Origin of the sequence: Pseudobacter ginsenosidimutans, from assembly GCF_007970185.1 — a bacterium.
Classification (GTDB): domain Bacteria; phylum Bacteroidota; class Bacteroidia; order Chitinophagales; family Chitinophagaceae; genus Pseudobacter; species Pseudobacter ginsenosidimutans.
Window position 1 is genome coordinate 433737 of the sequence record NZ_CP042431.1, and the last position, 16904, is coordinate 450640.

8 protein-coding genes are annotated in these 16904 nt (G+C 49.5%); 7 read left to right on the forward strand and 1 reads right to left on the reverse strand.

Annotated features, from left to right (window positions below):
* The first annotated feature begins 642 nt into the window (after nt 1-642).
* The 7 genes from dprA (at nt 643) to FSB84_RS01720 (ending at nt 9702) form a co-directional block, all read left to right on the forward strand.
* Nucleotides 643-1746 carry a DNA-processing protein DprA gene (gene dprA / locus FSB84_RS01690; RefSeq protein ID WP_130543296.1) on the forward strand — a complete coding sequence of 368 codons (1104 nt, stop codon included), beginning with the start codon at nt 643-645 and terminating at the stop codon, nt 1744-1746.
* Nucleotides 1747-1860: 114 nt separating this feature from the next.
* Nucleotides 1861-3363, forward strand: a complete 1503-nt coding sequence (gene guaB, locus FSB84_RS01695) for an IMP dehydrogenase (RefSeq protein ID WP_130543295.1) — start codon at nt 1861-1863, stop codon at nt 3361-3363.
* A 27-nt stretch (nt 3364-3390) separates the two neighbouring features.
* Nucleotides 3391-4563 (forward strand): Lnb N-terminal periplasmic domain-containing protein, encoded by a 1173-nt coding sequence (locus FSB84_RS01700; protein ID WP_130543294.1) that lies wholly within the window; start codon nt 3391-3393, stop codon nt 4561-4563.
* 10 nt (nt 4564-4573) lie between these two features.
* Nucleotides 4574-5395: an alpha/beta fold hydrolase gene (locus FSB84_RS01705; protein ID WP_130543293.1), complete on the forward strand. Its 822-nt coding sequence runs from the start codon at nt 4574-4576 to the stop codon at nt 5393-5395.
* 168 nt (nt 5396-5563) lie between these two features.
* Entirely contained in the window at nt 5564-8248 is a 2685-nt protein-coding gene (locus tag FSB84_RS01710; RefSeq protein ID WP_130543292.1) for a PKD domain-containing protein, read from the forward strand.
* A gap of 72 nt (nt 8249-8320) precedes the next feature.
* Entirely contained in the window at nt 8321-9082 is a 762-nt protein-coding gene (locus FSB84_RS01715; protein WP_130543291.1) for an SDR family NAD(P)-dependent oxidoreductase, read from the forward strand.
* 116 nt (nt 9083-9198) lie between these two features.
* A complete protein-coding gene (locus FSB84_RS01720) occupies nt 9199-9702 on the forward strand; it encodes a hypothetical protein (protein WP_130543290.1) in 504 nt (167 codons plus the stop codon).
* A 65-nt stretch (nt 9703-9767) separates the two neighbouring features.
* On the opposite strand, the gene sov is transcribed toward FSB84_RS01720, so the two are convergent.
* The gene (sov, locus tag FSB84_RS01725) at nt 9768-16859 is read right to left on the reverse strand and encodes a T9SS outer membrane translocon Sov/SprA (RefSeq protein WP_225979958.1); all 7092 of its coding nucleotides are present in this window, start codon (nt 16857-16859) and stop codon (nt 9768-9770) included.
* Between the last annotated feature and the right edge of the window lie 45 nt (nt 16860-16904).

Here is a 16904-nt window from a genome sequence, read left to right on the forward strand (position 1 = left end):
GAATATTTGTTGAGCTGTGGATATATTGGATTGAGCTTTGGTAATTCTATTGATCTTCTTCGCTTATATTTTGAAGGCCAGGTTTTCATAACCCCTCACCGGCCCCGGCACCTTGAATGTGATGCATTTTTCTGATCATAGGAATTTCGATTGCTGATCTCTTTTTTCTTCAGCTCCCTCAATACATCCAAATTTCTCCTCCTAATGTTCTCCTGGCATTTCTTTGCCAACTATATTCGCATATCGCTATCCGTTACCATGCAAGTCAGATCCGTAATTCATCACGCATCCCGAAGCTTCCCCCCTCTCTCTCCCCTTAGCTGCTAAGTGCCGGCATCCGGAGACTCAAACTTCCATCATCAATGTGCCTGCTAATTGTGCAGCTGATGCACTATATCCGTTGCACATCCACAATGATCGGGCTGTTGCAAAGGTGGTATGAACAAGGCGCCTTCAAAACATAAGCGCAACAGCCCAATAGAATTACAAAAGCCCAATCCAATATATCCACAGCTCAAAAAAATCCTCCCGCGGCGGTATGTTTTACAGCGCCGTTTCATACCCCTTTGCAGCAGCCGAAGCAAAAAAAATAAATCTACTGAGACAGTAAATTCGTAAATAGCAACTCAACTCAATAGTCACATGAAGAAGGATTTGATCTACCAGCTGGCACTCAGCAGCGTCCCCCATATCGGTTATGTTCATGCGAAAAATTTGATACAGCATTTTCATTCGGCAGAAGCGATCTTCAAAGCTCCGATGAGACTACTGGAGAAAGTGGAGGGCATCGGAATGGCGAGAGCCAGAAGTATTGCAGGGTTCCGCGATTTTGCCGAAGCCGAACAGGAGATCAGGTTCCTGGAAAAATACCAGGTAACGCCGCTCTTCCTGAATGATGCGGCCTATCCGAAAAGATTATTGCAATGTTACGATCCGCCGACGTTGCTGTTTTACAAAGGCCAGGCGGATCTGAATGCACAAAGGATGGTGGCAGTGGTGGGTACACGCATCAGTTCGGGTTATGGGAAGAGGGTGACGGAAGAATTGATCCGCGATCTGTCTGACAGCATGCCCGGTGCCTGCATTGTAAGCGGCCTCGCTTTCGGGATCGATGCGGAGGCGCACAAGGCGGCGATGCGATATGGCCTGCCAACCATCGGCGTGCTGGCGCATGGGATGGGCACTATCTACCCGAAAGAACATGCAGGTCTGGCCAAAGAGATGATGCAGCAGGGCGCCTTACTAACGGAGTTCAGCAGCCGAAAGCAGCCCGACAAACATCATTTTCCTACCCGCAACAGGATAGTGGCCGGTTGTTGCGATGCAGTGGTGGTGATCGAAACAGGCATTAAAGGCGGTAGTATGATCACGGCGGAACTGGCCAATGGCTATAACAGGGATGTTTTTGCCGTTCCCGGCCGGATATCCGATCCGCAAAGTGCAGGATGCAACCAACTCATAAAGGAAAATAAAGCAGCATTATTACAGTCTTCAGAAGATCTGATGCAATGGATGGGATGGAAGGCAGTGGAAAAGAAAACCGTGACGCAGCCCCGGCTATTCCCCGAGCTTAATGAAACAGAATCCGTACTGGTGGAGCTCCTGCGAACAAAAGATTCCGTTCATATGGAAGAGATCTGCGTCCGTAGCGGATTTACACCCGGTACACTGGCAGGAGCCCTGCTGAACCTGGAGCTGCAGCAGGTGATAGAATCCCTGCCGGGAAAGATGTACCGGCTCCGGTAACAATTCACCACCGGAAAAAGTTTTTGGTTCAACCAAACCCGCTACCGGACTACATTGTGTGTGTTTAACAAAATTTCATTTGGAGCATATGGTTTTGTCACCATACCTTTGCACATGGCAAGAATAAATAACGCTCCCGGAACAAAATCCCCCCAATCAGGTAAGTTTTTTGGCGATGGTTTAACGTTCGACGACGTTTTACTGGTACCCGCGTACTCGCAGGTTCTCCCCCGAGATGTGAATATCTCAACCCATCTCACCAAAAATATCGTACTGAATATTCCCATGTTATCTGCGGCAATGGATACGGTCACTGAGGCCAATTTAGCTATTGCACTGGCCCGCGAAGGCGGCATCGGTATCCTCCACAAGAACATGAGCATTGAAAAGCAGGTTGAGCAGGTCCGTAAAGTGAAGCGTAGTGAAAGCGGTCTGATCATTGACCCCATCACCCTTCACAAAGATGCCACCATCGGCGATGCACTTCGCCTGATGAAAGACAACAAGATCGGTGGTATTCCCATCGTTGATAATGCAAACAAGCTCGTAGGTATCCTTACCAACCGCGATCTTCGTTTCGAAACTGATAGCAGGAAAAAGGTTGCCGAAGTAATGACCAGTGAAAACCTCATTACCGCTCCCGAAGGAACGGACCTCAAAAAAGCAGAAAAGATCCTCAAAGGATATAAGATCGAGAAACTCCCCGTGATCCGCAAGGACGGCACACTCGCCGGACTGATCACGTACAGGGATATCCTCCAGTTGTCAAGCCACCCCAATGCAGTGAAAGACAGCTACGGCCGTCTGCTCGCCGGCGCAGCCCTTGGTATCACCGGTGATCTGCTCGACAGGGCCTCGGCTCTCCAACAGATAGGTGTAGACGTGGTTTGCCTGGATAGCGCCCATGGTCATTCCAAAGGCGTGATAGATGCATTGAAAACACTGAAGAAGAATTTCAAAAAACTGCAGGTGATCGCCGGTAACGTTGGTACTGCAGCAGGTGCAGCCGCGCTCGCAGATGCAGGCGCTGACGCCGTGAAAGTAGGTATCGGACCTGGTTCCATCTGTACCACACGTATCGTGGCCGGAGCCGGTGTTCCCCAGATCACTGCCGTGATGGAAGCCGCTTCCGTTCTTCACAAAAAAGGAATTCCCCTGATTGCGGATGGTGGTATCCGTTATACCGGCGATATGGTGAAAGCCCTCGCGGCCGGCGCCAACCTGGTAATGATGGGAGGTGTGTTTGCAGGTACAGAAGAAAGCCCCGGTGAAACCATTATCTACGAAGGCCGTAAATTCAAACAATACCGCGGCATGGGCTCTATCAGCGCCATGAGCAAAGGCAGCGGCGACCGCTACTTCCAGGATGTAGAAGATGATATCAAGAAATTTGTACCGGAAGGGATCGAAGGCCGTGTGGCTTACAAAGGAAGCCTCAGCGAAATCGTTTACCAGTATATAGGCGGGCTCCGTGCAGGAATGGGATATTGCGGTGCGAAAGATATCAAAGCTTTGCAACAGGCGCAGTTCATCCGCATCACCAATGCGGCCATGAAAGAAAGCCATGCACACGATATCGAGATCACCAGGGAAGCTCCGAACTACAGCAGAAGATAATCAGCCTCATTCCCGAAAACACTGTTCATGAAAAAAGCGCCGGTCCTACTGTTGGCATTAGTCCTGCTTTGTTCAACATTTGCAAAAGCACAATCCGGAACCGATTCTTCCGACTGCCGCCTGCGCGTGAGCCTGCTCACCTGCAGCCCCGGTGATGAATTGTATTCCACATTCGGGCATACCGCCATCAGGGTGATCGACAGCGCCCGCTCCATGGATTATGTTTTCAACTACGGTACTTTCGACGACAGAGACCCGCAGTTCTATACCAAATTCACTAAAGGGATCATGCTGTACGCATTGTCTGCATATCCCTTCAGTGATTTTGTTTACGAATACAGCAGCGCTGGCAGAGGAGTAATAGAACAGGAACTCCGGCTCACCTGCGAACACAAAAAAGCGCTTATCCATGCGCTGATGAGAAACAACACGGAAGACAACCGGTACTACAATTATTATTTCCACACCGATAACTGTACTACCCGCGCCCGCGACATGATCACACAACATGCAGGCGATTCCGTTTCACTCGCCAATGTGTTACCCGGCAAAAAGATCACCTACCGTAATCTCATTCATCAATACCTCGATTCCTCCGGAATGTTCTGGAGCAAATTCGGGATCGATATCCTGCTCGGCGCCAATCTGGACGCAGCCGTCAACAATAAAGGAGCCATGTTCCTGCCGGACTACCTGATGAAAGGAATGGACAAAGCAACAGTGGACGGCCAACCGCTCGTAAGCGCCACCACTACTATCCTTCCAGCAGCAGCCCTTTCCGGCGAATCCAAAACGGCGGTGGCGCCGGTGATGTTCTTCGCTATTCTTTTGCTCACCATCACGGCTCTTTCCGTGATGAACAAAGATGGCCTGAACCAAATGCTCTACATCTTTGATGTGATCTTCTTCCTTTTCCTCGGCCTCCTGGGTACCCTTCTCCTCACCCTCTGGCTTATACGCGTAGACGATGTGTGCAGGAACAATTACAATTTGCTTTGGGCAATTCCTACCCATCTGATCGCGGCATTAGCCTTGCTGTTCAATTCGCGGAGAACCTGGTTAAGAAAGTATTTCCGCATCATCACGATGCTCACCGGACTGGTGTTGGTTTGCTGGTTCTTCCTGCCCCAACAACTCAATCCGGCCATCGCCCCGATACTCGGTCTGATACTGGTACGCTCCTTTTACAGAAGCAAATAAAACAACCCTTATGTTCATCGAGAAAACCATCCAAATAGCGGATCAGCAATGGTATTACCGCAAAGCAGGCAAGGGCACAGCCGTGGTGCTGGTGCACGGATTTGCGGAAGACAGCCAGGGATGGGGATTGCAGCAGGAATTTCTGCAGCAGCATTTCACGGTGATTGTTCCTGACCTCCCTGGCAGCGGCCATTCCACCGCAACATCCACTGAATGGTCAATGGAAATGTTTGCCGATGGCATTCACGCCATTCTGGAAGAAGAGCAGATCCAAACAGCCATTATCATCGGCCATAGCATGGGAGGTTATATCTCCCTGGCATTTGCTGAAAAATATCCGCAACAACTTCTCGGTCTCGGCCTGTTTCACAGTACAGCCATGGCCGATAGTGAAGAGCGTAAGAATATCCGCAGGCGCGGCATCGAATTCATCCAGGAACATGGCGCTCCCAAATTCCTGGAACAGGCCACGCCCAATCTTTTTGCGGAAGAAACCAGACAGCAAAATCCGCAACTGGTGCAACAGATCACAGACAGGTATGCAGGTTTCAGCGCACAATCGCTGATCAGTTATTATGAAGCGATGATCCGCCGCCCGGACCGCACTGCCCTGTTGCAGAACATCAGCCGACCAGTTCTGTTTGTGATCGGACAATACGATGCCACCATCCCCCCGGATGCCGTATTGCCGCAGACATATCTTCCTTCCTTTTCTTTCGTTGAGATCCTCAATCATTCCGGCCATATGGGAATGCTGGAAGAAACTGCCAGGGCTAACCAGCTCCTGTATCGCTATTGCGATGCCTGTCAGACAGTAGTTACTGATCACTGAATTATCTGACCTTCACACCAACGATCACCACATTTATATCGTATTAAATAATCGATCTCCAGCCCCAAAGGCTGGGCAGTTTGTTGTATATTCAATATCCCTTCTGCAACCACGGAAATAGCTTTCCGGCCAACTGCATTACACCGGCCTGACCTTAATCGGTAGTAAATGAAGAGAAAACTACTATGGACTGTTGTTCTTCTAATGACTTGTTACACATCACTCCGTGCTGCGCATATCAGGGGTGGGGAGTTGTCGTACAAGTATATCAGTCCAGGCACTACGCCCAATACCTCCATTTACGAGATCACGCTCAAATTATATATCGATTGTAACCAGAACGCTCCCGGGCAACTGGAAACCGAAGTGCCCATCACCATATTCAGGAGCGCCAGCAATACAGAGGACCAGACCATCATTGCTCCCATGAGCTTTGAAAATTTTATCCGTTACGATCCCAATTCAAATCCCTGTATTTCCAACGCCCCCACCGATGTCTGCTACCGGCTGCGGTACTTTACCAAAAGGGTTACCCTGCCAAATATTCCCGGAGGCTATACCCTGGCCTGGCAGCGCTGCTGCCGCATCAATGGCATCCAGAATGTATCAGCCCCCAGTGACAGCTATGGGGTTACCTGTGTAGCCAATATCCCCGGCACCAACGTATCGGGTGTGGCAGATGCATACAAAAATTCCAGTCCGCAATTTGACCCCCGCGATGCTGTAGCCATCTGCTATGGTTCTTATTTCACCTTCGATTTCTCCGCCATCGATTCCGATACCAACTCAGTTGGCAAGCTCACAGACTCGCTGGTATACTCGCTTTGCGAAGCATATAACGGTGGCGGACAGGGGAATTCATGGCCCAATGTTCCCAATCCCAATCCTGCCAACAATCCTCCCTACTATCCGATCGACTATAGTGGCGGCTATTCAGGTTCTTCACCCATGGGGCCCAATGCCACTATCGATCCCAAAACAGGTATTCTCTCCGGCATCGCTCCAACTGTGGAAGGACAATATGTGGTGAAAGCCTGCGTGAGCGAGTACCGCAACAATGTGCTCATCAATGTGCATCATAAAGAAATCCATATCCGCGTATCAGATTGCATTCCCCTGAAAGCAAGGCTGGAACCGGATTATTCCTATTGCGACGATTTCAATGTAACCTTCCGCAATGAACAGGTGAACCCAGCCGGCACCATGTATATCTGGGATTATGGAGATGGCTCCAAACGTGATACCGTGTTCAACGCCGATGGAATGGTCCGCCATCTTTATACCGCTCCCAACGATTATACCATCAAACTCAAAGTGATCCTCGCCGGACAATGTTTCGATTCCACTACCACCATCGCCAAAGTCTGGCCCGGCTTCAGGCCCGCCTTTACCTGGCGCGGCTCATGTGTACTCAACCCGATACAATTTGAAGACAGGACCACCACCGTTTACGGAGCAGTGAGTAAGTGGCGATGGGACTTCGGAGATGAAACAAGCAGCAGCGATGCCAGCACTCAAAAAAATCCATCCTGGCGCTATTCCACCACTGGCTTCAAGTCTGTGCGACTGATAGTGGAAAGCGATAAAGGTTGCATCGATACACTTGTGCAAAGCAATGTGGAAGTCAAAGACAAACCCACCATCACGCTTGCATTCAAAGACACGCTCATCTGCAGCAACAGACCTGTACAGGACACACTGCAACTGCAGGCCAGCGGCTTTGGTGTTTTCAGCTGGACGCCCACCACCGATATGTTGTTTCCCAATACCGGTACACCATTGGTATTCCCCGACAGGACCACTATCTACCGGGTATCATTGAACGAAGATGGCTGCGTCAACACAGACAGCGTGAAAGTGCGAACGGTTAGCTTCGTTACACTCGATGCCGGACCGGATACCACTATCTGCCTTACCGATACCATTCAACTGAGGCCCCGTTCAGACGGCCTCCGGTATACCTGGACTACCACTCCTGCCGGAAGCCCCATCGATGATCCCAATGCCAGGAACCCATTGGTGAGCCCAACAGGGAATACCAGATATGAAGTATTTGCAGAAGTGGGTAAATGCAATACCATGGACAACCTGAGTGTCACCACCGTTCCTTATCCCACTTCCATCGCCGGACCCGATACCACCATCTGCTATGCAGACACCATACGTTTGCATGGTTCTATGATTGGCGCCAGGCTCAGCTGGTCGCCCATGAACACACTAAGCAATCCTCTTATCCTCTCTCCATTTGCCTGGCCATTACGCACTACTACTTATGTGCTGCGCGTAACGGATACTATCGGTTGCCCCAAACCGAAATTCGATTCCGTGACCGTTACAGTAAGATCGCAGATCCATGCCTTTGCAGGCAACGACACAAGTATCGTGATCAATCAACCCCTCCGGCTTTCCGGAAGCGGAGCAGAATTCATAGAATGGTGGCCGTCGAATTTCCTGAGCACCACGCGCGGCTCCAATCCCGTTGCCCTGCTCACTGATCATTTCACCTATTACATGCGAGCCTACACTTCTGAAGGTTGCTACGCTGATGATACGATCAATGTGAGAGTGTTCAAAACCAAACCCGATGTATTTGTGCCCAATGCATTCCGCCCCGGAGGCACGCAGAACAATGTGCTTCGCCCTATTATGGCAGGCATCTCCAAACTGAGCTATTTCCAGGTGTTCAACCGCTGGGGACAACTCGTATTCCAAACCTCGCAACCAGGTTATGGTTGGGATGGCAGGATCGGCGGTAAACTACAGGACCCCGGAACATTTGTTTGGGTAGTGAAAGCAGAAGACTTCCTGGGGCAATCCATCATAAAAAAAGGGACCGCCATTCTTATCCGCTGATGAATTTGCACAACGGGCTGCCAGTCGCTCGCTGATTTTTTCTTTAGATTGCAGCCACAAAAAATTTCCATCATGCCACAAACAGTATTGATCACCGGAGCTACCTCAGGATTCGGAAAAGCATTTGCCTCCAAATTTGCAGCCAACGGATACAGGCTGATCATTACAGGCCGCAGGGAAGACAGACTTGAAGCCATCAAAAAAGAATTGGAATCAACATACGGCACAAACGTGCATACCCTGCATTTCGATGTACAGGACCGTGCTGCCACTTTCAACGCCATTGAATCGCTGCCCGCGGAATGGCAGCAGATCGATGTACTGATCAACAATGCAGGACTGGCGCTGGGCCGCGACTTTTTTGACGAAGCCAGCCTGGACGACTGGGAAACTATGATCGATACCAACCTGAAAGGACTGATATATGTGAGCAAAGCTGTGCTGCCCTTCATGATCAGGAACAAAAAAGGACATATCATCAATATCGGTTCTACTGCAGCAAAAGAAGTATATGAAAAAGGAAATGCTTACTGCGCTACCAAATCCGCAGTGGAAGCTCTTTCCAAAGGAATGCGGATCGACCTGCTGCGTCATGGCATCAAGGTAACCGCCATTCACCCCGGCGCCGCCGAGACGGAATTCTCCGTTGTACGCTTCAAAGGCGATGCCTCCCAGGCTTCCAAAGTGTACGATGGCTTCCAGCCTCTTAGCGCAGAAGATGTGGCAGATGTGGCGTTTTTTACCACCACCCTTCCCCAACATGTTTGCATTAACGACCTGGTTTTAACATGTACCGCTCAGGCCAACTCTTTATATTTCTACAAACAAGGGTAATACATAGAAACATTTATTCCTATATGAAAATTTGCCAGAAGACTTGGCAAAGTATTTGAATTGATTAATTTTGAAGTAGTTCCTTAATCCAAGTTCCGTCCAAAAAACCATACCGTATGCTCAAGACCCTGTTGAAATTCATTTCCGGCGCCATGCTGGCGCTAACAGTTGGCGTCCAGTCCTCACAGGCACAGGATGTGATCAGACAACAAAGCTGTGATATCAGCGGCTATACTACAGCGATAGATTCCATCAAACAATATTATGGTGAACGCGGCTTCAGCCTTCTTCGTGAGGCCAGCATGACCATGGAAAGCGAATATGAGATGCCAATCGTAATGCCAATGACTCAGGGAACCTGGTACCAGTTCGTATTCATCGGTGATCCCAGCTCCAGGCTGTACGAAGTGAGGATGTATGATTACAGTGAAAAAGAAGTGATCTTCAAGCAAAACAGGTGGGGCGATGTGGATGGCAATATCATCAACTTCGATTATGTTCCCAAGTTCTCGGAAATGCATATGATCAAACCAGTACAGGTGAACAAAAAGAAAAAGAAGCTCTGCGGCTATGTGATGTTATTCAAACGTACAGCTCCTCCCGGAACAGAACAGAAATAATTTCTTCCCATAAGATTATAGATAAAAGGAAAGTCCCGGTCTTTTGGACCGGGACTTTCCTTTTATCATTGCGCCAATGAGATCCTTACCTGCACACCTGCCCTCGTATTGGTGATAGGTGGTGAAGAGGATATTTTGGGCGTTACTCTTCTCTGTTCGAAGTACAGTTTTACATTCACGCGGTTGCTGATCACATAATCCACGGAAGGATTGATGAAGATGGTCTTGGCGCCATTCGTTGGCAATGTCTGTTCCTGGTCCAGTCGGCTGTTGGCGGTGATATCGTCACGCAGACTGAGGTCGAGGCGGAAACTTGCATCATTCTCCAGTGGTTTACCTTTCCACTTGATCCAGGAGAAAGCACCACGCTTTCTGAAACCGGCTCCGATAGTGAATTCTGTAGTGCGTGTTTCACTCAGTTGATAATCGATCAGGCTAAGGCTGAGCGTTCTTGATTTCTTATACTCAAACCTTGCCGTGAGCTGGTTGGTGAACTGCATATCCAGGTCGATCAGCGGAGAGAACTCTTCCGAGATCGTGATATTCGGTACCAGGAAATAAGGCACGTAGTTACCGGCAGAATCCAGGAAGCCCGGGAATCCATAACGCAGATCATCACGATACAGCAGAGCAGAGTTGAAACTGTTCATACCGAGTGTACTGTTGTATCCGTGCGAAACGGTAAAGTTCGTGAAGATCTTTTCCAATGCTTTGATACGGGTAAGTCCTGTATAAGTGATCCTCCAGTTCGGTCTCGGAAGGATGCCGGAGAATGGATTGGAACGGATGTTCGGATTGTTCTGTTTCAGCAGTGGCACAGATTTAGGATCCTTGCCGGTGTATGCAGCAATGAAGGCAGGGATCAGCACATCCTGCGCATAGCGGCTATAACCTCTGTAATAACCGTCGGAGAGGAATTTCTCTGTTTCGGGCAATGACTGCCAGTAAGGGTTGGACTCAGCCAATCGTTTGGAAAGAATATAACGGTAGTCCTGGAAACGCTGGAACATTTCGCTCACTGTATTCGCTTCCACTTTCTTGAACAGGGTCTGGAATGAAATATAAGTTACGCGGAAACTACCGGCACTGTACGGGTTGAGCCTTGCAAAGTGGAGGCCGGTACCGGTTGTATCTTTGTATAGTTCTGAATAGTTCTTACCAAATTGTTTATCGATGGTGATATCGATCATCAGGTCGCGGATGGGTTGCAGTTGCGCGGTGATATTGAATCGCTGCGTATAGTCCTGTCTGTTCTGGAAGTTGAAATTAGAATCAGCGGAGAGCCATCCTTTCTGCGCCATGGTACTGATGAAACTGGTGTCTGGCTGTTTACCGAAAATGAATGGCAGCCCCGGTGCGCCGGACTTGAAGTTCATTCCGAGTGCGCGTGTGGAATCCGTATAACCATAGATGGTAGCTCCTGCCACTTCGGAGTATTCGAGCTTAGCGCGTTTCACCATGGTGAGGAAGCGGCCTGCGAATTTGGCGCCGGGACTGAGCACCAGCGGTTCATTCCTGTCGCGTTTCCGTTTGGTGGTATCCTTCGGGTCCCGTGGCGCTTTGGGAGCAGCGGGATTATCATCTTCTATAGCGCGCAGGAACCTGCTTTTCGAATAGAGCTGTGTGAAGTCCATTTCGAAAGTGAGGGTCTTCCGTTGCTGGTTACTGAGCGTATTACCCAGTTCGCGTGCAATCAGTGATGCGCCGATCCAGTCGAAATCAGCAGCGTATGATGCACGGAGGGTAGTCCAGTTGAGCGCTGGTATCTTATTCATCGGCACATTGTAACTGAACTCAGCATGCTGATTGTAAGAGATGGTTCGGCCACCTTTCCAGAAATTGTGCCACATACTTTTCTTCTCACGATCATCCAGTCTGCCTGAATCTTCATCCACCCATGATTTGTTCACAGCAGTGAAATCGACATTGAATGAACGGGTCAGGTCCCAGCGAAGATTATAGAAACGATCGAACGTAAAGAATTTGTCGTAAGTCTCAGGCAATCCGCCTTTCGGTCCACCCACATTGCGCGGCCTGAATGCGCCGAACTGACGGTTCACATCCGCGCGGAATCCGAGCAGTGAAGGGATAGGATTGATATTGAAATCCTTGAACAGGGCCAGCCACGGCGATCTTGATTTGATCATACGTTTGGCAGGTTCCCAGAATTTAGGCGTGGATGTATAATTATATCCCACTGCTGCACGATGCCGGATCAGCTCATTGTTTTCGATCAGCGGGTTATGCTGCTCTTCCTTATAATAGGAGTAGCTCACATCGATATTTTCAACACTCCATATCTGTTGCTTTTTACCGGAGGTATTGTTTTTCCTTACGTTGGTAAACGCGAAGGAACGAATGGTCTTCACATCTATGGCATCGTCCCTTATGGAATCCTTGATATCGCCGGAAGCAGCTTTGAGCTTGTCCTTAAGTTTCACGTCCAGGTCATATGGATCGTATTCCGGAGTGGACACGGCTTTGGAATAGCTCGCATAGAAAGGAATGCTCATGCCCGCTTTCTGCGGGATCAGTTTACCCAGTTCCAGGTTGGTGGCAATATCAAACTGCGAGAAGTTATCGCGTGAACGTTCATTGATCCTTTGTTCAAGTGTACCGAAACCTGCAGTGTGTGCAGCGCCGGCAATGTAAAGTGTACCGAGATCTGCCAGTTGAATGTCAACGCGGCCGAGTGCAGCCCAGCCTCCTTTCTCATCGAGGTCGCTCAGTCGAAGCTCATTGAACCATATTTCAGTACAGGCTTCTTCACGATTGCGGTTCTCTACCCCAAGGAAGAAAATTCGCACTTCGCCGAGGTTGGGGTTACCTAAAATCGCATATTCCTTACCGTCAGCATCGGTCTGTTTATAATAATTGGATACCTGTCCATTATTGTTACGGGACACTTTCAATTGAATGAGTCGGTCCAGCGCAAGGTCCAGTTCATTCTGCAATGGCCAGATCAACTGTGCATCGCTGGTGAACCAGGGCGTCATCTTCAGCGGGATCTTGATCTCATAATAGTTATTGATGAGGTCAGCTCCGAGACGCACCACACCATATAATTCATTATCGCGGATATCACTGCTGGAGTTCACAGACTCTGCGTGGATGTACAACTGCATGCGGCCGTACTGACGGAGATCGAGGTTCATGGTCTTGAACACGCCTCTCGATTCCTGACGAGCAAGGTTGCACACTTTAAGGCTCATACTCTGCTCGTTCAACAGCAGGTTCACATTGTTGTTGCTCAGCGCCTGCTGACGCTCCACTCCGGGAGGTGTACGATAAGGAACAGGCCTGCGGGCATTGTTCTCTTCCACGTTCACCGCCAGTTGATTGAAAGTAGTGGTGGTGTTGGTGGGGATCGGTTTATAGGTACCGGTAGTATCCAGTTCAAAGCTGAATCGGCGCCATGTGTTGCGAACCAGTTCCAGTTTGGCAAAACGCAGCACCACTGAATCTTCAAATCCGGTGAGGAACATCCGGATAAAACGGATGGATTTGAAATCAGGGATATTACCTACTTTCTTTTCGTATTGAGCGATGGGAATGCGGAACAGATACCATTTCTCAGGGATACCGCCGTTAGGGGTGAATCCGATACTGTCTGTAATGAAGTTCTGTCCCACTTCAAATTCGCTCGACTTCAGTTCTACGCGATACTGGAAATATTCTTCCAGTTCGTTGAGGGTATTATCACGGTTGAATTCTTCCTGGTCAGGAAGCATGGTGAAGGCAGCCACATTGGTCTGGTTGGTGGCAACAGGAGAGTTACCCTGTGGTCCGTTATAGTTCTTATAACGTCCAAGGATACCCGAACGGCTCTGATCATACTGTCCGTCACGGTAATTGAGGAAGTCATCATTGCTCGGATCTTTCAAGGCATCCTGGTATATTTTGCTGCTGGTGCCGAAGCGGTTGGCCAGCTCCTGGAGATAGGCTGCAAACTTCTCTCTTTCGGCATCATTCACGAGACCGTCGAAGCCCGCATCCTGCAATTGCCTGTCGGCAGGATCATTACTGAATGCCTGTGTAACCTGGATGGGGTTGCCCGGCACCTTACCCCATCTTGTATCAGGATCTTCCAGGGCTTTGGTAACAGCTCCGCTGATACCATTTTCGAAGAATCGTTTTCCATCTTTCAACACATCTTCTGAAATATTACCGAGGTTGAAATACAGTTGGCCTCCGGTGCTGGAAGGGGTTTTGATATATGGGTCCTGCATCCAGAATTCGATGAATTCCACGTTACCGGTTTCGAAGTCCACCTGGTCAAGTCCACGCATGATACCTCCCCACCTTGTTTGCGGGTTCAGCAGTTTGCCATCGGCAGTTACATTTTCTGCATCGAAGTTATAGGGACCTTTATCAGTTGGATAATAAGCGATATCGAAAGTTACCAGCTGGCTCTGACCCAGGTCCGGTGTTCGGTTGGGATAGATCTGCGTGAGGTTCACCGGGCGGATGCGCGGATCGGAAAAATCTTCATAAGATCTTACAGGGTTATTACCCGAACGCCTGTCCTGCAATACCGGTTCGATATTGTACCATGCGATCTTGGCGCGGTTGAAACCATAGGGCAGCGAGTCCCGGTAATTGGCTTCAGGGAAGAGGCCATTGTTGGCGGGCGTACTGGAGATGCCCCAGCTCACCAGCGGGAATCGTAGGTCGATGGAGTTGCGTGATCCTTCAAAATCATCGATGAAGATGAGGCCTGCCTTTCCTTTTCCGATCTGTGGCGGGTGGCCCGGTTTCAAGAGGGCCGCTTCACCATAGGCGGTGATGGTACTCATCACATTCGTTTCATAGAATGGTAATTTGTTCAACAGGGAAGTTAGCTTGGGCGATTCTGTACGATAATTGAAATCCAGTCCGTACATGGTGTTTCGGATCGGATCATCATTGTATTGTGTTTTGGTGAAGAAGGGACGTTCACCCAGGCGCACCATACTGGCGCCGATACTCAGTGATTCACGGGCAGTATTCTTCACCTGGTACCCTAACCGGATACCCATGAAGTTCCGCTGCTGGATACCAATGCTGGCATTGTTCTCGAACTGCACATTCACGGGAACACCGGAAGCCAGGATCGCAGGGTTGATCACGCGCAGTGTACCTACGTTATAATCGATGGTATAGTCAACGTCTTCCTTGAGCAGTTGCCCCCCTGACATAACGGTAACGGACCCGCGGGGAATATTGAATGCATTGAGGTTGATCTCGGAATTGGAGTTTCCTTTCGCATAACCACTGATGATATACCTGTCCAGGTTCGCATAGGTCTGGGCGATAGCCTTGATGGTATCATAGAGCGGGTAATAAACGTATTTATCTTTCAGGTCCTGCGAGCTGTTCCGGAAGGCCACGGAATCGAGATCGCGACCAAAAGGCTCAAGGAATGGGAAGATGATCCTTGCCTGCTGGCTCATCACGGTGAATCCTTCTATATAGTCGAACACCCCATCGGGCATGGGGTCATTCCGCGCATTGAGCCTGTCCAGGTTCAGCAAGGTGATGATGGGCACTCCCACCCTGTCGCCTTCCGGCAGGAATCTTTTCTGTCCGAGGCTGGGTTGTTCATAGAGTACGTTCAGTTTGAAATCCTGTGGTTGTACACTGGAGAGATAGCTATTGTCTTTACTCTTCAGCGCATACACGTTCTTCATCATCAGGTCCCAGAGCGGCAGGTTGGTACGTTGCGAAGTAGCTTTCAGCAGTTTCAGGAAAAAGATCTTTTGAGTACCGCCTTTGTTCACCGTGGTATCCGGCGTAACATCCTGTGAGAACTCGCCCACCTGCAGGATCCGGCCGTTGTAGCTGTACTGGTAAGCAACACCCAGTACTTCATCAGGTTGAAGCGGCTGGTTCAGCGAAAGGAAGCCTACCTGCGGGTTGAAATAATATTCAGTGGGGCTCAGCTTGCGTGCGAATGTTTTTTCGAAGTCCTGCACAGGCTGCAATCCGAGCGTGGATAATTTGGAAGTGATCAGGGCGGAGTTCCGGCTATTGGGGTCACTCACGATCCGCTGATAGAGATCATTGGACTCGTTGGATGGGTAAGGCTGCGCGCTGAGCGGATTGATACCATTATTGAACGGATCAGGTTCTGCCAGGTCCATCAGACCTACCACATCGCGTGTTTCCGTAGTGGATCCATTACGGTTAGTAACCCATACCTCCATACGAAGGATCTGCACTTTCGAGCTCACCACAGGCAGTTTACTCATGGCCTGGTTGTACTGATTACGGAAATACTGCGCCAGGAGGAAGTGGCGGTTCTCTTCATAATCATTGGCCTTGAACTCGAAATACATATTGGAGCTGCCGCCGGCCACGTTCATGCTCTGGCGTTGTGAGCGCTGGTTGGCCATTACGGCAGATACGCTGAGTTTCCCGAACTGCAGTTCAGTTTTGATACCGAATAATTGCTGTGCTCCGGGAATGAGAGAGCCTTTGGAAGTCCAGCTGACGTTACCGGCTTCGATACGTTTGATGATCTCATCATCCGTTCCGGTATAGTCCAGTTTCAGCTGGTTCTCGAAATCCATATTGGCCAGGGTATTGTAATTGATCGGCAGTTTCAGCTTGTCCCCGATATTACCGATCACGCTGAGGTTGGCGTTCATATCGAAATCGAAGCCCCCGTTTCGTCTGGCCCTTTCAGGTAGTGAAGGGTTCTTGATATTCTGTCCCTGGTAACCGGCAATGAGGTTCACTTCGCCCTGTGGTCTGATCTCGATCTTTCCATTACCGAAGATGCGGTTGAAGAGATTGTCTGTAACGCTCATCCTCGGACGAAGTAATTTCCTGTTGAGGCTGCTGAGTATATTGGAGCGTTTCTGGAAATAATCGTTCTCAGACTTCCTCGCCTGCAGGTTAAGGAATTCTTCGAAAGTCATGGAGGTAGGCTTTCTGAAATAGAAATTGCCCACCTTTTCTATGATGTAATACTGTTTTGTTTTGGGATCGTACACCACGGAGTCTGTGATGTTGGCCGGATCAGGGAGATCGAAGGACCTTTTGCGGGGTGCGCTATAGCGGTCTCCCCTACGGTCATGAATAGGGTATTTGAGGGTATCTGCAGTCTTTTTTACCGAGGTATCCTGTTGAGGGGCATGATTTGCTTTGGCTGTTGTGCATAAAAGCACAAGCACAGCGATGCAAATTGCTGTTAAACAATTATGGTGGTTGATATTACG